This window comes from Sodalis sp. RH15 (assembly GCF_047324255.1).
Classification (GTDB): domain Bacteria; phylum Pseudomonadota; class Gammaproteobacteria; order Enterobacterales; family Enterobacteriaceae; genus Acerihabitans; species Acerihabitans ligni.
Window position 1 is genome coordinate 4,848,042 of the sequence record NZ_CP178738.1, and the last position, 20,101, is coordinate 4,868,142.

The window sequence follows — 20,101 nt, forward strand, 5'->3', positions numbered from 1 at the left end:
TGCCGGAACTTACCCCAAGGGTAAATTAACATCCATCTTGGATATCAAAAATTGATTAACAGTAAGGGCAATGAAATGAGAGTAGGCATTATCGGCGCGATGGAACAGGAAGTCGCCTTGCTGCGTGACCTGATCGAGGATCGGACCACCTGGCAAAAAGCGGGATGCGAAATCTACAGCGGCCGGTTGCACGGCATAGAAGTCGTGCTGCTGAAATCCGGCATCGGTAAAGTTTCCGCCGCCCTGGGCACCGCGCTGCTGCTGGATCATTACCAGCCCGACTTCGTGATCAATACCGGCTCCGCCGGCGGATTGGCATCGTCCCTGGAGGTGGGGGATATCGTGGTGTCCACCGAGGTAAGATACCATGACGTGGACGTCACCGCCTTCGGCTACGAGCCGGGACAGATGGCCCAGTGCCCGGCGGCGTTTCCCGCCGACGCCTCGCTGGTGGCCCTGGCGGAAAAGTGCATCACCCGGCTGGATATGCGCGCGGTGCGCGGCCTGGTGGTGAGCGGCGATGCGTTTATCAACGGCGCGCAGCCCCTTAGCCGCATCCGCACCCTCTTCCCGCAGGCTATCGCGGTGGAAATGGAAGCCACGGCCATTGCCCATGTCTGCCATCAGTTCGTGGTGCCCTTTGTCGTGGTGCGGGCCATTTCCGACGTGGCGGACCGGGCTTCCCACCTCAGCTTTGATGAGTTTTTGGCGGTGGCGGCCAAACAGTCCAGCCGTCTGGTTGACACCATGATAGGCGCCCTGGCCGGGCACCAATGATATTATCGACGTCCCGGCGCGCCGGACTATTGCTGCTGCTGATACTCCTTGCGCCCTCGGCCTGGTCGGCGCACCGGGTGATAAGCCTGGCTCCCCATACCACCGAACTGGCCTACGCGGCGGGTATGGGCACGGTGCTGGTGGCGGCCAGCGCCTGGTCGGATTACCCGCCTCAGGCAAAAAAGCTGGAACAGGTGGCCTCCTGGCAAGGCATCAATCTTGAGCGGATTCTGGCGTTGAAACCGGACCTGATCCTGGCCTGGCGCGGGGGGAATCCGCAGCGGCAGCTGGATCAGCTCGCGGCGTTCGGCATCCCGATACTCTATATCGATCCGCTTACGGTGGAGGATATCGCCAAAAGCCTGGACAGCCTGGCCGCCTATAGCCCCCATCCTGAGCAGGCTCATCAGGCGGCGCGGGAGATTCGCCAGCGGGCGGCGGATCTGAAAAAACGCTATGCCGCCAATCCGCCGATACGGGTGTTTATGCAGTTCGGCAATCAACCCTTGTTCACCGCCGGCAAGCGGACGCTGCAAAGCCAGATCCTGAACTTGTGCAACGCGCGGAATATTTTCGACGACAGCCCGGTGCCCTGGCCGCAGGTCAGCCGCGAACAGGTGCTGATCCGCAAACCGCAGGCCATCGTGACCGCCGGCGACGATGGTCGCATTCCCCTGGTTAAAGCCTTCTGGCAGCCGCAGCTGACGGTGCCGGTTATCGCCCTCAACGAGGATTGGTTCAACCGCAGCGGTCCGCGCATCATGCTGGCGGCGGAGCAGCTATGCCGAACGCTGGCGGCTCGCGATCGGCCGGGCGGGGATAATACCGCGGCCGTGAAAATTTCAGGTGTGCATTGATGTTGGCTATTTTGGATATTCTGGGCACGGCGGTTTTTGCCATTTCCGGCGTCCTGCTGGCGGGAAAGCTGCGCATGGACCCTTTCGGCGTGCTGGTGCTGGGAGTGGTGACGGCCATCGGCGGCGGCACCATCAGGGATATGGCCCTTAACAACGGTCCGGTATTCTGGGTGAGGGATCCCACCGATCTGGTGGTGGCGATGGTGACCTGTTTCGTCACCATCATGGTGGTAAGGCAACCCCGCCATTTACCGGCCTGGATCCTGCCGGTGCTCGATGCCATCGGGCTGGCGGTCTTTGTCGGCATCGGCGTGAATAAAGCCTTCGCCGGCGGCACCGGTCCGCTGGTGGCGGTGTGCATGGGGGTTATCACCGGCGTTGGCGGCGGCATACTGCGGGACGTGCTGGCGCGGGAAATCCCCATGATCCTGCGTACGGAAATTTACGCTACCGCCTGTATTGCCGGCGGCATCGTCCATACCACCGCTTTTCATACTTTCCAGGTGGGAGCGCAGCATGCGTCGATAATGGGCATGGCCGTCACCCTGATTATCCGGCTGGCGGCCATCCGCTGGCATCTCAAGTTGCCGACCTTTGAACTGGAGAAATAACCGCGGACGACTCAACGCGTTTGCAAGATGATGCGTCCGGGGCAAGGGTCGATAGGATTGAATGAACAGGCGGCATTAACGGAGCCGATGCGCAGTGAATGCGCCGGCCCGCAGGATGATAATCAGGAATGGGGGCCGCGAGGGCCCCTGACGATTAAATGCTGAAGGACGAGCCGCAGCCGCAGGTGGTTTTGGCGTTCGGGTTGTTGACCACAAAACGCGATCCCTCCAGTCCTTCGGTGTAGTCCACCGATCCGCCTACCAGATATTGCAGGCTCATGGGATCCACCACCAGCGCCACGCCCTGTTTTTCAATGGTCATGTCGTCTTCGTTAATCTTGTCGTCAAAAGTAAATCCATACTGGAAGCCGCTGCAACCGCCGCCGGTAATGTAAACCCGCAGTTTAAGATTCGGGTTTTCTTCATCCGCGATCAGATTCTTGACTTTTTTTGCCGCCGAATCGGTAAATTGTAATGGCAATACCGCAGTTTCACTCATTGACTCTCACTCCCAAACATGGCCGTCAGGCTGAAGGCAAAACAACCTGATTAGTAAAATCATTATCCGCTACCTGTCTTTAACGTTCAAGTATTGTCCATTGAGGATATTTTGTTTACCGCTGAGTGCTACCTCTTTTCCGATGCTGGGGTTAGCGCCTGGCGTTCCGGCCATAAGGACCAAGATCGACGAATAAAGCGGTTTCCCGCCTGAAAACTGCGTCACCGGCGGGGATGTCCCTGCGTTTTAAAGAAAAGTTTTGGCCTGCGGAGGCTCACAAAGATGTCTTATTGCGGGCCAGTTTATTACACTTACCGGGCCGATGTTTTTTTCCAACGAGGAACCGAGTAATGAGCCATTCCGAAACACTGTACGCGCAGGCACAACAGTTGATCCCCGGCGGAGTGAATTCTCCGGTGCGCGCCTTCAACGGCGTGGGAGGAACGCCGCCGTTTATCGAGCGGGCGGACGGCGCCTGGCTGTATGATGTGGACGGGAAGGCCTATATCGATTATGTCGGCTCCTGGGGACCGATGGTGCTCGGCCATAATCATACGGCGATACGCGACGCGGTCATCGAAGCGGCCGGCCATGGCCTGAGCTTTGGCGCGCCGACGGAAATGGAAGTGAAAATGGCCGCCCTGGTGACCGAGCTCGTGCCGTCAATGGATATGGTACGCATGGTCAACTCCGGCACAGAAGCCACCATGAGCGCCATCCGCCTGGCGAGAGGCTATACCGGCCGGGATAAAATCATCAAATTCGAGGGCTGCTACCACGGCCATGCCGACGGCCTGCTGGTGAAAGCCGGCTCCGGCGCGCTCACCCTGGGCCAGCCCAGTTCTCCAGGCGTGCCGGCGGATTTCGCCAAGCATACCCTGACCTGTACCTTTAACGATACGGATTCGGTGCGCCAGGTGTTCGAGCTGTATCCGCGGGAAATCGCCTGTATTATCGTCGAGCCGGTGGCCGGTAATATGAACTGCGTGCCGCCGCTGCCGGATTTCCTGCCGGGGCTGCGGGCACTGTGCGATGAGTTCGGCGCGCTGCTGATTATCGACGAGGTGATGACCGGTTTCAGGGTGGCGCTGGCGGGGGCGCAGGCGTATTACGGCGTAACGCCGGACCTGACCTGCCTGGGGAAGATCATCGGCGGCGGCATGCCGGTGGGGGCCTTCGGCGGCCGCCGTGAAGTGATGCAGGCGCTGGCGCCCACCGGCCCGGTCTATCAGGCCGGTACCCTGTCAGGCAATCCTATCGCCATGGCCGCCGGTTACGCCTGTTTGAATGAACTCACCAAGCCCGGTATCTACCAGACCTTGGCCGGTCTTACCGATCGGCTGGCGCAGGGGTTGCTGAACGCGGCGCGGGCCGAAGGCGTCTCCCTGGCGGTCAACCATGTGGGCGGCATGTTCGGACTTTTCTTTACCGACGCCCCTGCCGTGACCTGCTATAAGGACGTCATGTCCTGCGATACCGAACGCTTTAAGCGCTTTTTCCATATGATGCTTGATGAAGGGATTTACCTGGCGCCGTCGGCTTATGAGGCGGGTTTTATGTCGCTGGCCCACAGCCACGAGGATATTGACCGCACGGTGGATGCCGCCCGCCGCAGTTTCGCCAGATTATAACCTGCGTTTAGACACACACGGCGGTGAATTTTACCGCTAAAAGGCTGCGGGACCGGGCCAGGACGGTGTAGCCCGAACCTGGTAATCAATAGACGAAGCTGACCGGCGCGCCGCCGCCGGGATGCGGCAAAATGCCCATGGGAATGCCGTAGATTTGCTCCAGCACGTCCCCTTGCATTAACTCTTCCGGCGATCCCTGGGCAATGATTTCGCCGCCGCGCAACGCCGCAATATGGTCGCAATAACGGGCCGCCATGTTGATATCATGCAGTACGACGATAACCGTCAGGCCGCGCTCGCGGCTCATGCGTTTGATCAGCGCCAGGACATCCACCTGGTGGGCGATATCCAGCGCCGAGGTGGGTTCGTCCAATAACAGGCACCGGCTGTCCTGCGCCACGGTCATGGCCAGCCAGGCGCGTTGTCGTTCCCCGCCGGACAGGCTGTCCACCAGCCGCTGCGCGAAGGATTGCAGGCCCACCAGCTTGATGGCGTCGTCCACATGTTCCCGGTCGGCGGTGCCGAAACGTCCCAGTGCACCGTGCCAGGGATAACGGCCCAATGCCACCAGCTCACGCACCGTCATGCCTTCCGCCGGCGGCAACTGCTGTGGCAAATACGCCACCTGCCGGGCAAACGCTTTGCTTTCCCAGGCCGACAGCGGTTTGTCATTAAGCCGGGCCACGCCGCCGGTGGCGTCCTGGTGGCGGCCGAGGATTTTCAGCAGGGTGGATTTCCCCGAGCCGTTGTGGCCGATAAGGCCGCAAACCTTGCCGTGGGGGAAAGAAAATGAGAGGGGTTGAAGCAGTACCCGGCCGGGAACCGAAAAGCTGACCTGGTCTAAGACGAAATCTGCGTGCTGTGATATGAGAGAATCTTGCATAAGCCCAATCTTGTTTGCGCGGCTGATAAAGTTAATGAGAATTATTCAAAGACGCAATCATAGACATAACGGATCGGGGACTGCAAGGAGAATCTCCCGTTGAGTTGCATGGCCCGCCCCGATTGAGGTCTGGGTGATGGCGGGCCTTATATCTTGATTGCCTACCCTGTTCGGGTAACAATCCCCGATTGATCATCGGGAAGTCATGGGTGAGATGGTGGCGGGCCTTGGGCATTGAAGCCTGTAGCTAGACTCATCCCCCATGACTTATCTTCCCTCCGCCATAAAGACCGAACGGTATCTAGCGTGCCATGGGGCGCTCCGGCCGCCGCCAGACGGCGGCTTCGACCCCATTGGCGCGCTCTCCCTTTAACACGGTCGTTGCACGATCGGCGGTTGTTATTTCCCAAACATGTCCTTTATCCAGCCGGCGACCCCATCGCTCTTTTCCGAGTCCTGGGCCGGTTGCTGCTGGGAAGGCTGTTGGGCCGGCTGTCCGTCGCCGGGCTGCGCCGGTACATTCGGCTGCTGGGCGATGGGCTGGCTGGCCTGGCATAACGACTGCGGATTATCGGTCCATACCGGGATTACCCGCATATTGCTGTCGCCGCCGCAGACAAAGTTGCCGGCATAATCGATGGAAATCTGATTGATACCCTCGGGCGGAATCAGATTCAGCGCCAGCGGAGGCTGGTTTTCCAGATAACGCCGATAGATGGTCAGCGCGCCGTTGGCGCCGGTTATCTTGGCCGGACCGTTATTGTCGCGGCCGACCCAGGCGATGGACACTTCCTTGCCGTCCACCCCGGCAAACCAGCTATCCCGCAGATCATTGGTGGTACCTGTCTTGCCCGCCAGATGGAAGTTGGGGAATTTCACCGACAGCGAGCGCGAAGTGCCGCGCGCCACTACCTGCTGCATACCGTATAGGGTCAGGTACGCCGCCTGGGCCGGCACCACGCGTTCCGCCTGGGGGAAGCTCTGGTACAACACCCGTCCGTCTTCGCTTATCACCGAACGCACCGCCGAAAGCGGCGCTTTGTTGCCGCCGCTGGCGATGGCCTGGTACTCTTGCGCCACTTCCATCGGCGTCAGGCTGATAGCCCCCAGCAACATCGACGGCACCGGGTTGATAACCTCTTTCGGAATGCCCAGTTTTTGCAAGGTGCCGCTGATATCCGTCAGTCCCACCGACAGGCCCAGGTTCACCGTCGGCACATTCAGCGAATTGGCCAGGGCATCCACCAGCATCACCTTGCCGCGGAATTCACGATCGTAGTTTTTCGGCGCCCATAGGGTGCCGTTGGGCTGCCGGAGAGAAATCGGCTCGTCCGCCAGCCAGGTATTAAGTCGGTATTTATCAGGCTGGCTCAGGGCGGTAAGGTAGGTAGCGGGTTTTGCCAGCGACCCCACCGGACGGCGAGCGTCCATGGCGCGGTTGAAACCGGCGAACTGGGGCTGCGATCCCCCCACCATGGCCCGAACCTCGCCGCTGAAGCGGTCCACCACCACCATGGCGCTCTCCAGGTCATTGACGCCCCTGGCGGCACGCAGCGCCGGAACGCCGTCTTCCACCGCTTTTTCCGCCGCATCCTGGGAAATGGGGTCCAGGGTGGTAAAGATTTTCACGCCGGACAAATCGTTATACTTGTCACCCAGCTTCTGCTGCAGTTCCTGGCGTACCATCTGCATAAACGCCGGCTGAGGCGTAATCACCCCGCCGCGCGGCTGTACCCCCAGCGGACGTGCGCTGAGCATGTTATACAAATCTCCGTCAATCACCTGCTGTTCCTGCAGCAGTCTCAACACCAGGTTACGCCGTTCCAGCGCCAGCTGCGGATTACGCCAGGGATTATACAGGGAGGCCCCTTTGACCATGCCCACCAGCAGCGCCTGTTGATCGAGGCTGAGTTCCTCCACCGGCCGGCCGAAATAATAGAGGCTGGCCAAGGGGAATCCGCGGATTTGCTCGCTGCCGCTCTGGCCGAGATACACCTCGTTAAGATAAAGCTCGAGGATGCGATCCTTGCTGTAGCGGTAGTCGAGGATCAGGGCCATATAGGCTTCATTGGCTTTTCGCCACAGGGATCGCTCATTGGTCAAAAAGAGGTTTTTCACCAGTTGCTGGGTAAGGGTACTGCCGCCCTGCACCGCGCGGCCGGCGGTGATATTCGCCAGCAGCGCGCGGCCGATGGAAGAGAGGCTGATACCGTCATGCTGATAAAAATGGCGGTCCTCGGTGGCAATCAGGGTGTCCACCAGCAAATCGGGGAAACCGGCGCGGGGCACAAACAGCCGCTGCTCGCCGTTGGGGGATTGCAGCATGGTGATGAGCTTGGGATCGAGCCGGAAAAAGCCGAAGCTGCGCTGGGTATCCTGATTCTGGATTTCCAGCAGCTTATCGCGATCAAAGGTCAGGCGGGCGTGGATTTGTCCCTCTTTGCTGTCGGGGAAATCGAACGGGCGGCGTAGCATTTCGATACTATTGGCCCGCACGGTAAACTCCCCCGGACGGGTGATACGACTTACCTGGCGATACTGCATGCCTTCCAGCAAGTTGACCATCTCGTTCCTGTTATAGGGCATGCCCGGCTCGAGGTTAACCATACGGCCGTAGACCGCCGCCGGCAATTGCCAGACCTTGCCGTCGATTCGGCTGCGTACCTGGGCGTCGAGGTAGAATCCATAGCAAACCAGTAAGATGATCAGCAGGATAAAAATCCTGATCATCCAGCCGAGCAGGCGCCTTTTTTTACGCGGCGGACGCGACTTCCCTTTATGCGGCGGCATTACCTTTTCCTCTTCGTCGTCATAATCTTCCTGATCGTCTTCATCATCGTCGTCCCGGCGGCTGCGCACCGGTTGCCTGCGCGGCACTTTGCGATCGGACGGCCTTCCATGACGTCCGATTGGTTCACGGTCATCCCCAGACATCGTTGTTACTCTCCCTACTACCGACGGAATCCCCGCCTACTCTGTTCCACTGCCGCCATCTGCGATAGAGGAAACCTCTGAAATTCAACTCGATATTACTGATATTTCTTGGTGCGCCGGGTTGGCGCCGCCCGGCCGGGGTCATCCGGCCATGCATGTTTGGGATAGCGGCCTTTCATCTCTTTTTGCACGTCGCGGTAAGCGCCCCGCCAAAATGCCGCCAGATCGCCGGTTTTCTGTAACGGATGCCGCGCCGGCGACAACAGTTCCAGCACCAGCCCGACGCGGCCTTCCGCCAGCAGCGGCGTGCTCTGTTCTCCGAAAATCTCCTGCATCCGCACCGCCAGCACCGGCGGCTCGCCGTGGCGATAACGCACCGGCAGCCGGCTGCCGGTGGGCACAGTGTAATGGCTGGGCAACGCACTCTCCAGCCGCTGGCGCTGCGGCCAGTCCAATAGCCGCATCAGCGCCTCGCCAAGATTTACCTGCTGTAGGGCACGCACATCATGCACGCCGGTCAGGGAGGGCTGCAACCACCGCGGCAGCTCCGCCAGCAGCGCGGCATCGTCCACCGCCGGCCAGTCCGTTTCCGGAAGCCACTCACGGGCGCACAGCAGGCGCTGGCGAAGCTGCTGCGCCGGCTCATCCCAATTGAGCACCGACAGTCCCTGCTCCGCGACCCAGTTCAACAGCGCCTGCTGCATCAGCTCGGCGGACGGCCTGGCCTGCGGTTGCTCAAGCAATACCAGGCTGCCGATCTGTTCCCGCCGCACCACCCGCAAACTGCCTTTCTCCCGGTCCCAGCGCATGGCGGTTTCCACGGTTACCCACTGTGGAAACCGAGCGATGAGCATAGCAATATCCAGCGGCATCGCCAGCCGAATGGTGGCGTCGGGATTACGGCTCACCTGCAGCAGACCCGGCGCAATCAGCCACTCGGCGGCGGACAGGGCCTCGTCGGGCGGCAGCGCGGCCCCAAGCCCGTTGGCCAGCAGATAACGCCCCGAAAGGTCCCTGCGCCGGGCAATGCGATCCCGGAACCCCCATGCCAGCAGCGCTTCCGCCCGCCCGCCGTCCGGCGTGCCCCAGCGCGGCGACAGCCGGCCCGCCAACTGTTTGGCGCGCCGCAGCCAGTGGGATTGCGGGCGGGCCAGGTAATCGCGCAGATCGGGGGAACCGCTGCGGGGCGGCTCTTCAATAATCGCCGCCAGCAGCGCGGCCGTGGCCAGCCCGTCGTCGTGGCCTTCTCCGTGGCACAGCATGGCCGCCAGGCGCGGATCGCAGCCCAGCCGCCCCATAGCGCGCCCGACGGTGGTAAGCCGGCCGGCATCATCAATAGCGCCCAATTGCCGCAGGGTGTCGCGGGCCGCGGCCATCATCGGCTCCGGCGGACTGTCAAGCCAGCGGAGTTCCGACGCGTCCCGGCAGCCCCACAGCAGCAGTTCCAGATACATGCCGCACAGGTCGCTGTGCAGGATTTCCGGCTGACCGTATTCCGGCGCCCGCTCGGCCTGCGGCTGACTGAACAGATGCCAGCAGATGCCCGGCGCCAGCCGGCCGGCGCGGCCGGCGCGCTGCGCCATGGAAGCCTGGCTGATGCGTTGGGTCTGCAGCCGGCTCAGGCCGCTGCGGGCATCAAAATCGGCTACCCGCTCCAGACCGCTGTCCGCCACCAGCCGGATCCCCTCAATGGTCAGGCTGGTCTCGGCGATATTGGTGGCCAGCACTACTTTACGGCGTCCCTCCTCCGCCGGGCGGATGGCCCGCTGCTGCTCGTCCAGGGACAATGCGCCGTACAGCGGACATAAATCCACGTCCTCCGCCACCCGCTCCGCCAGCAAATCCCGCACGCGGCGTATCTCGGCGACGCCGGGTAAAAAAAGCAGCAATGAACCGGAATGGAGCCGCAGCATGCGGTTCACCTCGGCGGCGATGGCCGGTTCCGGCCACCCCTGGGACGGCAGCGGATGGTACGAGCGCTCCACCGGGAAACTGCGCCCGACGGAGCGGATAACCGGCGCGCCGGGCAGCAGCGACAGCAGACGCTCATCGTCAAGGGTGGCGGACATGATCAACAAACGCAGATCCCCGCGCAACCCCTGCTGCACATCAAGCAGCAGGGCCAGCGCCAAATCCGCCTGCAGGCTGCGCTCATGGAACTCATCCAGGATCACCAGCGACACGCCGGGCAGCTCGGGGTCCTGCTGCAGCATTCGGGTCAGTATGCCCTCGGTCACCACCTCCAGCCGGGTCCCGCCGCCGATGCGGCTCTCGGCGCGCATACGGTAGCCCACGGTTGCGCCGACGCTTTCCCCCAGCTGCGACGCCAGCCGCAGGGCAATATTTTTGGTGGCCAGCCGCCGGGGCTCCAGCATTACTATTCGCCCCGGCAGCCCGCCGCGGCGCAGTAATTCCAGCGGCAGCCAGGTGGATTTGCCGGCGCCGGTGGGGGCATGCAGCAGCACCTGGCCGGCGTCTCGCAACGCCGCCAGCAGTTCATCCACCACGGCGCTGACCGGTAATGACGTCACGTCGTCTCCACTAAGGGTTAACATTTAAAGTCGGGCATTGTAGCATCGCTTGATTAAAGAACAGAACAATCGGCAACCGCGCAACATCCCCGCCACCGGATTTACCGCGGGGATTATACCCAATACATTTCGGGTTGCAGGCAGGCGGCAAGCGAGAGAACCCGATGAGCTTACATCAGTAAGTGATTCGGGTGAATGAACGTAGCCAACGCGCCTGCAACTTGAAAGGTGACGGGTATATACTATTGTCCAGGATTTCGCGAGGTATATGCCTAATGACCGACACCCGACGTCTGTTTTTTGCCCTGCCGTTGCCTGAAAATCTCCGGCAAGAGGTGATCCAATGGCGTGCCGCGCAGTTTTCGGCCGAGACCGGGCGACCGGTGGCCGCAGAAAATCTGCATCTCACTCTGGCGTTCCTCGGTGAGGTCAGCGCCAATAAAGAGCAGGCATTGCGCGCGGCCGCCGCCCGATTGCAACAATCGCCGTTTACGCTGACCCTGGATGATTGCGGTCATTGGCCGCGTCCAGGGGTAGTATGGCTCGGTTTGCGCAGCCCGCCGCGGGGATTGCTGCAACTGGCGCAATGGCTGCGGGCCCAGGCCGCCCGGAACGGCTGTTATCAAAGCCCTATGCCCTATCATCCGCATATATCGCTGCTGCGCCAGGCGTTTACCGGCGTATCCCTGCCCGCCGCCACGCCGGGCTGGCAAACGGAGGTCAACGCCTTCAATCTTTATCATTCGGCGTTTGAAAACGGACGTACCCGATATATGCTGCTGGAAAGCTGGCCGCTCGCGGCGCGACTCCCCTGATCCGCCAACGGAAACTCCTTAACGGAAAATCTATGGAATTTACACCGGTTTTAAAACCCGCCCGCCTGGTACAACGTTACAAGCGGTTTCTGGCGGATGTGGTCACCCCCGACGGCGAGGAGCTGACGATTCATTGCGCCAATACCGGCGCCATGACCGGCTGTGGGGCGCCCGGCGATCAGGTGTGGTATTCAACCTCGGATAATCGCAAGCGCAGATATCCCCACAGTTGGGAACTAACCCAAACCGCTTGTGGTCAATGGATAGGTGTAAATACGCTGCGGGCCAATTATTTACTGGGCGAGGCATTGGCTGCCGGCGCAATTCCGGAGCTGTCCGGTTATAACAGCTTCAGGGCCGAAGTGGCTTATGGCGCAGAAAATAGCCGTATTGACTGGTTATTAGCAGCAGAAAATCGCCCCAACTGCTATATTGAGGTGAAATCGGTAACATTGTTGCAGCAACAATGGGGATATTTTCCCGATGCCGTAACATTACGCGGACAAAAACACTTACGAGAATTACAAGCTATAGCGGAATCGGGGCAGCGCGCCGTGCTGTTTTTTGCGGTGCTGCATTCCGGGATCACCAGGATGGCGCCCGCGCGGCACATTGATCCGCTCTATGCAGAAATGTTATTGCAGGCGCAGCGCAGAGGCGTAGAAGTACTTTGCTACGGTGCGCAGTTATCTCCTGGCGGTATCAGGTTGCATACCCCGATACCGTTTTTTAATTTTGATGGCGATCCAAGCCGGGAAAAGAGCAAAAGGTCCCGTATTTCCTTGGCTTAACGGGTCGCCGAATACGCCTTTCTTCACATACTTGTCAAGTGGGCGTCAGGAATAATTGCCAACCTTAGCGTCATCTGTTATTTATAGCGGCCTGTTTTTTCCCCACGTTGGGGATCGATAGTGCGTGTTATGAAGGAGAAGCAACATGCAAGAAGGGCAAGACCGTAAGACATCCTCCTTGAGCATTCTCGCCATCGCCGGGGTGGAACCATACCAGCAGAAGCCGGGTGAAGAGTATATGAACCCTGCCCAGCTGCTGCATTTCAGGCGTATTCTTGATGCGTGGCGCAATCAGCTCAGAGATGAGGTGGGGCGTACCGTTTCACATATGCAGGACGAGGCGGCCAACTTCCCCGACCCGGTCGACCGGGCGGCGCAGGAAGAGGAGTTCAGCCTGGAACTGCGCAACCGTGATCGGGAACGAAAGTTAATCAAGAAAATCGAAAAGACCTTGAAAAAGGTGGAAGACAGTGATTTCGGCTACTGCGAATCCTGCGGGGTTGAAATCGGCATTCGTCGCCTGGAAGCGCGTCCGACAGCCGATTTATGCATTGATTGCAAGACACTTGCTGAAATCCGCGAAAAGCAGATGGCAGGTTAAGAATCAATCACGTTCACCGATGCCTCTCAGGGAGCAGAGTGCGGGCATCGGGGTAACGCTACGGGTTCGCCTTTCCTCTTGAATGTCTACACATAGCCTATATACGGGGCGTTTCGCCCCTTCGCCATCCGGCGCGCTCCATTTCGGATCCCTGGTGGCCGCCCTCGGCAGTTATCTTCAGGCCCGTGCCTCCCGCGGACTGTGGCGGGTGCGTATCGAAGACATAGACCCTCCCCGCGAAATTCCCGGCGCCGCCGATACCATCCTGCGCCAGCTGGCCGATTATGGCCTGCATTGGGACGGACAGGTGTGGTACCAGTCGCAACGCCGTGAGGCTTATCTCGACGTGCTGGCGGAGTTGAAGCGGCGCGGACTCAGCTATTACTGCCATTGTAGCCGCGCCCGCATCCAGGCCCTCGGCGGCCGCTACGACGGCCATTGCAGCGAGCTCGATTTGCCGGCGGAGCATGCCGCCATCCGTTTGCGCCAGACCCGTCCGGTCATGTCGTTTCGCGATGGCCTGCGCGGCGAAATTCGGGCCGACCCGGCGTTGGCACGGGAGGATTTTATCATCCGCCGCCGCGACGGGCTGTTCGCCTATAACCTGGCGGTGGTGGTTGACGACGCGGCGCAAGGGATTACCGAAGTGGTGCGAGGGGCGGATTTGATCGAGCCTACCGTACGCCAATTGGCGCTCTACCGGCAATTGGGTTATAAAGAACCGGCGTATATTCATTTGCCGCTGGCGCTGACGTCCTCGGGGATGAAGCTTTCCAAACAAAACCACGCCCCTGTGCTGCCCGGCGGCGATCCCCGCCCGACCCTGCTGGCGGCGTTACGTTTTTTAAATCAACCGGTAGCGCAAGGGTGGCGGGATTTGACGCTGGAGAGTATGTTAGACTTGGCGATAGAACATTGGTCGCTGTCGGCCGTACCGTTATCGTCTTGCGCCATCGAACCGGTTACAGGCCCTGCCCCGTTCTCAAAAAACGCGGGGTGAGCTATGATTAGCCGCTGTTATTTGCTGCTACTGTTTATTTGTTACTATTGAGGTGTACTATTTTTACCCGTGTAGCCAACTTCTGCCGTAAGGTGTTGAACCGTGAAAGCGCGGAGACGGCACCAGAGGATAGACGCCCTTTGACGATTATCCCGCGCGACCAGCACTCTATCTCCCGCAAAGAGATCAGTGAAAACGCATTGAAGGTGCTTTACCGCTTGAACAAAGCCGGGTATGAGGCCTATCTGGTCGGAGGCGGTGTACGCGACCTGCTGCTGGGTAGAAAGCCGAAGGATTTCGACATTACCACCAATGCCACCCCCGAGCAGATGCGTAAGCTGTTTCGCAATTGCCGCCTGGTGGGCCGCCGCTTTCGCCTGGCCCACGTTATGTTCGGACCGGAAATCATCGAAGTCGCCACCTTCCGCGGCCACCATTCGGCCCACGAGCCGGATGACGATGACGCGGCCTCGCAGGCGCCGGTGGCTTCCCTGCAGGCCCATAACGGTATGCTGCTGCGGGATAACATCTTCGGCTCCATCGAAGAAGATGCCCAGCGCCGCGATTTCACCATCAACAGCCTGTATTACAGCGTGGCGGATTTCACCGTACGCGATTATACCGGCGGTATGCGCGATTTGCAGGCGGGCGTCATCCGCCTGATTGGCGACCCTGAAACGCGCTACCGGGAAGATCCGGTGCGCATGCTGCGGGCGGTGCGCTTCGCCGCCAAGCTGAACATGACCGTGGATGCGGTTACCGCCGAGCCGATCCCGCGTCTGGCCTCCCTGCTGCGGGACATCCCCGCGGCGCGGCTGTTTGAGGAATCCCTCAAGCTGCTCCAGGCCGGTTACGGCGAACCCACCTACCGCCTGCTGTGCGAATACCAGTTATTCCAGCCGATGTTCCCCCTGATCAGCCGCAACTTCACCGAGCATGGCGACAGTCATATGGAACGCATGGTTACCCAGGTGCTCAAAAACACCGATCAGCGAATACAGAACGACAAACGGGTGAACCCGGCGTTTCTGTTTTCCGCCATGCTGTGGTATCCGTTGCTGGAACAGGCGCAAAAGCTGGCGCAGGAAGGCGGGCTGGTGTATTTCGACGCTTTTTCCCTGGCGCTGAACGATATTCTCGACGAACAATGCCGCTCCCTGGCCATCCCCAAGCGCCTAACGACGCTGATGCGCGATATCTGGCAATTGCAGCTGCGCCTGTCCCGGCGCCAGGGTAAACGCGCCTTCAAGCTGATAGAACATCCGAAATTCCGCGCGGCCTACGATCTGCTGGCGCTGCGCGCCGAAGTGGAAAACAGCGCCGAGCTGCAGCGCCTGACGCAGTGGTGGGGAGAATTTCAGGTTGCAGCGCCGCCCAGCCAGAACTCCCTGCTGGGCACCCTGAGCGAGGACGGCGCCGCCCATCAGCGTCCGCGCCGCCCCCGCCGCCGTACCCCCTATCGCGATCCCGCCTGATGACGCCGGTATGGCTGGCTATCGGCAGTAACCTGGCGGAACCCTTGCGCCAGGTTGATGCCGCCCTGGCGGCTTTGGCCGCGCTGCCCGACACCCGGTTAACGGCCTGCTCCTCCTATTACCGCAGCCGGCCGCTGGGACCGCAGGATCAGCCCGATTATCTCAATGCGGTGGTAGGATTCGATACCGGGCTGTCCCCCGAGACGCTGCTGCAACATACCCAGACCATTGAACGGCAGCAGGGGCGCGTACGCAAGGTCAACCGCTGGGGACCGCGCACGCTTGATTTGGATATCATGCTGTTCGGCGACCTGCAAATCCATACCGAACGGCTGACCATACCTCACTACGATATGCAAAACCGCGAATTCATGCTTTATCCGCTGGCGGAATTGGCGCCCGGACTGGTCTTCCCGGATGGACAGCGGCTTGCCGCCCTGCTTGACCGTGTTCCGCTCAACGGCCTGGACTATTGGGATGACCAGCACCGCGTACAACGCTTCTGACCGACTGCCGCCCCCCCTTATCACAATGCTTCCCTCATAACCGATGACTTACGCCGCTCGCATCCGCCGGCCGGGCCGGATAATTTTCCGCACGTTTTATGCAGAGATCGCTATCACCGGTTAGCCGGTTCATTTAGAATAATCCGCCATTCCGAATTGTTTTGCCTATCCCGGCCAGACTGAGGTTGTGATGAAAATGACCACCGTTTCCCATTTGCGCGCATGGAAACAGCAAAAGCGCAAATTCGCCTCCATTACCGCCTACGACGCCAGCTTTGCCCGTTTATTCGAGCAGGTGGGCATCCAGGTTATGCTGGTGGGGGACTCCCTCGGCATGACTATGCAGGGCCATGACTCAACCCTGCCGGTCCGGGTGGAAGACATCGTTTACCACACCCGCTGCGTACGCCGCGGAGCGACGGCCTGCCTGCTGCTGGCTGATTTGCCGTTCATGAGTTACGCCACTCCGGAGCAAACCTATGACAGCGCAGCGGAACTGATGCGCGCCGGCGCCAACATGGTAAAACTGGAAGGCGGCGCCTGGCTGGCGCCCACCGTCAGCGGACTGACGGAACGGGCCGTGCCGGTGTGCGGCCACCTGGGCCTGACCCCGCAGTCGGTGAACATCTTCGGCGGCTATAAAATACAGGGCCGCGACGCCGACAGCGCCGAGCAGCTATACAACGACGCCTTGGCCCTGGAGCGGGCCGGCGCGCAACTGCTGGTGCTGGAATGCGTGCCGGTCCCGCTGGCGCAGCGGGTCACCGAGGCATTGTCCATACCGGTTATCGGCATCGGAGCCGGCAACGTCACCGACGGACAGATTCTGGTTATGCAGGACGCACTGGGCATTACCGGGCAGGGTACGCCCAAATTCGCGAAGGATTTCCTTGCCAAGGGGGGAGATATCCGTTCAGCCATCCGCTTGTATGCCGAAGAAGTGGAGCAAGGCCTTTACCCCGCCCCGGAGCATAGTTTTTACTAATTGACAGGAGAGATGGCGTGCTAATTATCGAGACTCCGCCGCTATTGCGTCAAACCGTCAAACAGTGGCGGCAGGAAGGTAAACGCATTGCGCTGGTTCCCACCATGGGCAATCTCCACGACGGCCATATGGCCCTGGTGGACGAGAGCCGGGCCCGTGCCGATATTGTGGTGGTCAGTATATTTGTTAACCCGATGCAGTTCGATCGCGCCGAAGATCTGGCGGCTTATCCGCACAGCTTGCAGGAAGACTGTGAAAAACTGACCCGCCGGGGTGTGGACATGGTGTTCGCCCCGGCGGCGGAGGTCATCTACCCGCGGGGCTTGGACAGCCAGACTTACGTGGATGTGCCGCGATTTTCCGGCATATTGGAAGGCGCCCTGCGTCCGGGCCACTTCCGCGGCGTGGCCACCATCGTCAGCAAGCTGTTTAATCTGGTGCAGCCGGACGTGGCCTGCTTCGGCCAGAAGGATTACCAGCAGTTGGCTTTGATCCGCCAGATGGTGGCGGATATGGGCTACGATATCGACATTGTCGGCGTGCCCACGGTACGGGCCGACGACGGCCTGGCGTTAAGCTCGCGCAACGGCTATCTCAGCGCCGAGGAGCGCCGGCTGGCGCCGGAGCTGCACCGGGTGCTGGAATCGGTGGTGGCCCGCTTGAAGAGCGGCGAACGGCACACCGGCGAACTGCTGGAAGACGCGGCAAACCAGCTGAAGCTGGCGGGATTGACTCCGGACGCCCTGGATATCCGCGATGCGCTCACCCTGCGGCCGCTGACCGCCGAAAGCACCCGGGCGGTGATCCTGGTGGCCGCCTGGCTGGGCAAGGCGCGGTTAATCGACAATGCGCAAGTTGACCTGACACTGTAAAGGTGTTTGACTCTATACCCGTCATACTTGGAATGAGTTAGGGCATATATTGTTTGCACCGACCGAAATCTATATTTGAACTCCCCTTCGGGGGAAAGTACAAAGGCTTAACGTTATGCTACGCACCATGCTACGAGGTAAACTGCACCGGGTTCATGTCACCCAGGCAGATTTACACTATGAAGGTTCTTGCGCCATCGATCAGGATTTTCTTGAGGCGGCGGGTATTCTGGAATACGAAGCTATCGATATTTACAACGTCGATAACGGCCAGCGTTTTTCCACCTATGCCATTGCCGCCGAACGCGGGTCGCGCATTATCTCGGTCAACGGTGCCGCCGCGCGTTGCGCCTGCGTCGGCGATCTGCTGATTATCTGCGCCTACGTGCAATTACCCGATGAAGAAGCCCGGCAACATCAGCCGAAAGTCGCCTACTTCGACGACGAAAACCAATTGAAACGGACCGCCAAGGCGGTACCGGTTCAGGTGGCCTGACTTTTCACGTTATGCCGCCGCGGCGTCCCCTCTCTTCGGAATAAGGGACGCCGGTAAAACCCTCTCCCGTCAGGTACGCAACCCGCTTCCCCGCTGAATCAGAAACCAGCACAGCCAATAGAACCCCAGGATAAAAATAATCAGCACCGACAGGGTCAGCGCCAGCGGAACATCGCTGATGCCGAGAAAGCCGAACCGGAAACCGCTTATCATATATACGATGGGATTCAATTTTGACACCGCCTGCCAGAACGGCGGCAGCAGGGTCAAGGAATAGAATACCCCCCCCAGGTAGGTTAGCGGCGTCAGGACGAAAGTGGGAATCAGGCTGATATCGTCAAAACTTTTGGCGAAGACCGCGTTTAGCAAGCCCGCCAGGGAGAACAGTACCGCGGTGAGCACCAAGGTAATGGTCACCACCCACCAGGAGTGGACATGGAAAGGCACAAAAAACAGCGACACCGCAGTCACCAGGATCCCGACGCAAATCCCGCGAGCCACCCCGCCCCCCACGTAGCCGGCAATAATCACATGGGTAGGCACCGGCGCCACCAGCAGCTCTTCGATATTGCGCTGGAATTTGGCGCTGAAAAAGGACGAGGCCACGTTAGTGTAGGCATTGGTGATCACCGCCATCATAATCAGCCCCGGCACGATAAATTGCATATAGGAGAAGCCGTGCATATCGCCGATACGCGAACCGATAAGATTACCGAAAATGATAAAATAGAGCGTCATGGTAATCACCGGCGGCACCAGGGTCTGAATCCAGATACGGCCGAAACGGTTAATCTCTTTGCGCCAAATACTTTGTAACGCTATCCAATAAAGCCGCATCATGCTTTGGCTCTCCTGCTATCCCTATCGTCCGTTACCAGCGTCACAAACAGTTCCTCCAGCCGGTTGGCCTTGTTGCGCATACTTAATACCTGTACCCCTTGAGCGCTGAGCTGGCTGAACAGGCTGTTCAAACCCTGCTCGCGCATCACTTCCACCTCCAGGGTACTGGTATCCAGCAGTTGGTTGCGATAGCCCTGTAATTTGGGCAACGCGCTTTTGGCCGCCAGATCGAGGATAAATGTCTCTGATTTCAGCTTGGACAGCAGCTGGCGCATAGAGGTATTTTCCACCAGCTCGCCGTTTTGGATTATGCCGATATTGCGGCACAGCATTTCCGCTTCTTCCAGATAGTGGGTGGTCAGGATGATGGTGGTGCCGCTGCTGTTCAGGTCGCGCAGAAAGCCCCACATCGAGCGGCGCAGCTCGATATCCACGCCGGCGGTGGGCTCGTCGAGAATCAAAAGCTTGGGCTCGTGCATCAGGGCGCGGGCTATCATCAGGCGGCGCTTCATGCCGCCGGAGAGCATACGGGCCCGCTCATCGCGTTTGGTCCAGAGATCCAGCTGCTTAAGGTATTTTTCGGCGCGCTGCTCCGCCAGCTTATGCTCGACACCGTAATAGCCGGCCTGATGCACCACGATCTGCGAAACGGTTTCAAAGGGGTTAAAATTGAATTCCTGCGGCACCAGGCCAAGTTGGCGTTTGGCGTTAACGATGTCCTTATCGATATCGTAGCCGAACACCCTGACCTTGCCGGAGGATTTGTTTACCAATGCGCTGATAATGCCGATGGTGGTGGATTTCCCTGCCCCATTCGGCCCCAGCAGCGCATAAAAATCCCCGGCTTCCACATTCAAATCAATTCCCTTTAGCGCCTGTACGCCTCCCGCGTAGGTCTTGGCCAACTTTTCCAATTCCAGTGCATATGTCATATGTCGCGAATTACCTTATTCTCAATGGAAGTGACGAACTTATTTTAAAAAAAATAGGCTTAGCC

General features: G+C 59.7%; 19 protein-coding genes. 13 read left to right on the forward strand and 6 right to left on the reverse strand.

All coding sequences use genetic code 11. The annotated features are described in order from the left end of the window. The first annotated feature begins 75 nt into the window (after positions 1-75). Genes mtnN through ACL2XO_RS22065 form a run of 3 tightly spaced genes read left to right on the forward strand, consistent with a single transcriptional unit; the run spans position 76 to position 2,245 of the window. Complete coding sequence (mtnN, locus tag ACL2XO_RS22055) at positions 76-777, forward strand: 5'-methylthioadenosine/S-adenosylhomocysteine nucleosidase (protein WP_203523839.1); 702 nt, start codon at positions 76-78, stop codon at positions 775-777. Then, positions 774-1,634 (forward strand): vitamin B12 ABC transporter substrate-binding protein BtuF, encoded by an 861-nt coding sequence (gene btuF, locus ACL2XO_RS22060; RefSeq protein WP_413741532.1) that lies wholly within the window; start codon positions 774-776, stop codon positions 1,632-1,634. Before mtnN ends, btuF begins: the two co-directional genes overlap by 4 nt. Continuing rightward, positions 1,634-2,245 (forward strand): TRIC cation channel family protein, encoded by a 612-nt coding sequence (locus tag ACL2XO_RS22065; RefSeq protein ID WP_413741533.1) that lies wholly within the window; start codon positions 1,634-1,636, stop codon positions 2,243-2,245. Before btuF ends, ACL2XO_RS22065 begins: the two co-directional genes overlap by 1 nt. A gap of 154 nt (positions 2,246-2,399) precedes the next feature. On the opposite strand, the gene erpA is transcribed toward ACL2XO_RS22065, so the two are convergent. Then, entirely contained in the window at positions 2,400-2,744 is a 345-nt protein-coding gene (gene erpA / locus ACL2XO_RS22070; protein WP_132926086.1) for an iron-sulfur cluster insertion protein ErpA, read from the reverse strand. A 350-nt stretch (positions 2,745-3,094) separates the two neighbouring features. On the opposite strand from erpA, the gene hemL reads away from it, so the two are divergent. Continuing rightward, positions 3,095-4,375, forward strand: coding sequence for a glutamate-1-semialdehyde 2,1-aminomutase (gene hemL / locus ACL2XO_RS22075; RefSeq protein WP_413725447.1), 1,281 nt, complete (start codon positions 3,095-3,097; stop codon positions 4,373-4,375). Between the two features lie 85 nt (positions 4,376-4,460). On the opposite strand, the gene fhuC is transcribed toward hemL, so the two are convergent. The 3 genes from fhuC to hrpB form a co-directional block, all read right to left on the reverse strand. Next, positions 4,461-5,258, reverse strand: a complete 798-nt coding sequence (gene fhuC, locus ACL2XO_RS22080; protein ID WP_132926083.1) for a Fe3+-hydroxamate ABC transporter ATP-binding protein FhuC — start codon at positions 5,256-5,258, stop codon at positions 4,461-4,463. A 399-nt stretch (positions 5,259-5,657) separates the two neighbouring features. After that, on the reverse strand, positions 5,658-8,192 hold the full coding sequence (gene mrcB / locus ACL2XO_RS22085) for a bifunctional glycosyl transferase/transpeptidase (protein ID WP_413741534.1): 2,535 nt from the start codon (positions 8,190-8,192) through the stop codon (positions 5,658-5,660). Between the two features lie 95 nt (positions 8,193-8,287). Continuing rightward, positions 8,288-10,747, reverse strand: a complete 2,460-nt coding sequence (gene hrpB, locus ACL2XO_RS22090) for an ATP-dependent helicase HrpB (RefSeq protein ID WP_413741535.1) — start codon at positions 10,745-10,747, stop codon at positions 8,288-8,290. Positions 10,748-10,998: 251 nt separating this feature from the next. On the opposite strand from hrpB, the gene thpR reads away from it, so the two are divergent. From thpR to panD, 9 genes are all read left to right on the forward strand, one after another. Next, positions 10,999-11,538 (forward strand): RNA 2',3'-cyclic phosphodiesterase, encoded by a 540-nt coding sequence (gene thpR, locus ACL2XO_RS22095; protein WP_132926077.1) that lies wholly within the window; start codon positions 10,999-11,001, stop codon positions 11,536-11,538. 32 nt (positions 11,539-11,570) lie between these two features. Continuing rightward, positions 11,571-12,329 carry a DNA/RNA nuclease SfsA gene (gene sfsA, locus ACL2XO_RS22100; protein ID WP_132926075.1) on the forward strand — a complete coding sequence of 253 codons (759 nt, stop codon included), beginning with the start codon at positions 11,571-11,573 and terminating at the stop codon, positions 12,327-12,329. A 145-nt stretch (positions 12,330-12,474) separates the two neighbouring features. Further along, positions 12,475-12,930 (forward strand): RNA polymerase-binding protein DksA, encoded by a 456-nt coding sequence (gene dksA, locus ACL2XO_RS22105; RefSeq protein WP_132926073.1) that lies wholly within the window; start codon positions 12,475-12,477, stop codon positions 12,928-12,930. 82 nt (positions 12,931-13,012) lie between these two features. Continuing rightward, positions 13,013-13,930, forward strand: a complete 918-nt coding sequence (gluQRS, locus tag ACL2XO_RS22110) for a tRNA glutamyl-Q(34) synthetase GluQRS (protein ID WP_132926071.1) — start codon at positions 13,013-13,015, stop codon at positions 13,928-13,930. Positions 13,931-13,989: 59 nt separating this feature from the next. Further along, entirely contained in the window at positions 13,990-15,405 is a 1,416-nt protein-coding gene (gene pcnB, locus ACL2XO_RS22115; RefSeq protein ID WP_207918071.1) for a polynucleotide adenylyltransferase PcnB, read from the forward strand. After that, complete coding sequence (gene folK / locus ACL2XO_RS22120) at positions 15,405-15,911, forward strand: 2-amino-4-hydroxy-6-hydroxymethyldihydropteridine diphosphokinase (protein ID WP_413725451.1); 507 nt, start codon at positions 15,405-15,407, stop codon at positions 15,909-15,911. Before pcnB ends, folK begins: the two co-directional genes overlap by 1 nt. Before the next feature lie 190 nt (positions 15,912-16,101). After that, positions 16,102-16,896 (forward strand): 3-methyl-2-oxobutanoate hydroxymethyltransferase, encoded by a 795-nt coding sequence (panB, locus tag ACL2XO_RS22125; protein ID WP_413741536.1) that lies wholly within the window; start codon positions 16,102-16,104, stop codon positions 16,894-16,896. A 17-nt stretch (positions 16,897-16,913) separates the two neighbouring features. Next, positions 16,914-17,768, forward strand: a complete 855-nt coding sequence (gene panC / locus ACL2XO_RS22130) for a pantoate--beta-alanine ligase (protein WP_132926064.1) — start codon at positions 16,914-16,916, stop codon at positions 17,766-17,768. A gap of 115 nt (positions 17,769-17,883) precedes the next feature. After that, positions 17,884-18,264, forward strand: a complete 381-nt coding sequence (panD, locus tag ACL2XO_RS22135) for an aspartate 1-decarboxylase (protein WP_132926062.1) — start codon at positions 17,884-17,886, stop codon at positions 18,262-18,264. A gap of 69 nt (positions 18,265-18,333) precedes the next feature. Here the strand turns inward: panD and ACL2XO_RS22140 are convergent, their stop codons facing one another. Further along, on the reverse strand, positions 18,334-19,101 hold the full coding sequence (locus tag ACL2XO_RS22140) for an ABC transporter permease (RefSeq protein WP_203524051.1): 768 nt from the start codon (positions 19,099-19,101) through the stop codon (positions 18,334-18,336). Continuing rightward, positions 19,101-20,036 carry an ABC transporter ATP-binding protein gene (locus tag ACL2XO_RS22145; RefSeq protein ID WP_132926058.1) on the reverse strand — a complete coding sequence of 312 codons (936 nt, stop codon included), beginning with the start codon at positions 20,034-20,036 and terminating at the stop codon, positions 19,101-19,103. The genes ACL2XO_RS22140 and ACL2XO_RS22145 overlap by 1 nt, the downstream gene beginning before the upstream one ends. Positions 20,037-20,101: the final 65 nt, after the last annotated feature.

Excerpts from the sequence above, each read along its gene's own strand:
- mtnN (WP_203523839.1), top strand. The coding sequence starts at position 76 with ATGAGAGTAGGCATTATCGGCGCGATGGAACAGGAAGTCGCCTTGCTG.
- btuF (WP_413741532.1), top strand. The coding sequence starts at position 774 with ATGATATTATCGACGTCCCGGCGCGCCGGACTATTGCTGCTGCTGATA.
- ACL2XO_RS22065 (WP_413741533.1), top strand. The coding sequence starts at position 1,634 with ATGTTGGCTATTTTGGATATTCTGGGCACGGCGGTTTTTGCCATTTCC.
- erpA (WP_132926086.1), bottom strand. The coding sequence starts at position 2,744 with ATGAGTGAAACTGCGGTATTGCCATTACAATTTACCGATTCGGCGGCA.
- hemL (WP_413725447.1), top strand. The coding sequence starts at position 3,095 with ATGAGCCATTCCGAAACACTGTACGCGCAGGCACAACAGTTGATCCCC.
- fhuC (WP_132926083.1), bottom strand. The coding sequence starts at position 5,258 with ATGCAAGATTCTCTCATATCACAGCACGCAGATTTCGTCTTAGACCAG.
- mrcB (WP_413741534.1), bottom strand. The coding sequence starts at position 8,192 with ATGTCTGGGGATGACCGTGAACCAATCGGACGTCATGGAAGGCCGTCC.
- hrpB (WP_413741535.1), bottom strand. The coding sequence starts at position 10,747 with ATGTTAACCCTTAGTGGAGACGACGTGACGTCATTACCGGTCAGCGCC.
- thpR (WP_132926077.1), top strand. The coding sequence starts at position 10,999 with ATGACCGACACCCGACGTCTGTTTTTTGCCCTGCCGTTGCCTGAAAAT.
- sfsA (WP_132926075.1), top strand. The coding sequence starts at position 11,571 with ATGGAATTTACACCGGTTTTAAAACCCGCCCGCCTGGTACAACGTTAC.
- dksA (WP_132926073.1), top strand. The coding sequence starts at position 12,475 with ATGCAAGAAGGGCAAGACCGTAAGACATCCTCCTTGAGCATTCTCGCC.
- gluQRS (WP_132926071.1), top strand. The coding sequence starts at position 13,013 with ATGTCTACACATAGCCTATATACGGGGCGTTTCGCCCCTTCGCCATCC.
- folK (WP_413725451.1), top strand. The coding sequence starts at position 15,405 with ATGACGCCGGTATGGCTGGCTATCGGCAGTAACCTGGCGGAACCCTTG.
- panB (WP_413741536.1), top strand. The coding sequence starts at position 16,102 with ATGAAAATGACCACCGTTTCCCATTTGCGCGCATGGAAACAGCAAAAG.
- panD (WP_132926062.1), top strand. The coding sequence starts at position 17,884 with ATGCTACGCACCATGCTACGAGGTAAACTGCACCGGGTTCATGTCACC.
- ACL2XO_RS22140 (WP_203524051.1), bottom strand. The coding sequence starts at position 19,101 with ATGCGGCTTTATTGGATAGCGTTACAAAGTATTTGGCGCAAAGAGATT.
- ACL2XO_RS22145 (WP_132926058.1), bottom strand. The coding sequence starts at position 20,036 with ATGACATATGCACTGGAATTGGAAAAGTTGGCCAAGACCTACGCGGGA.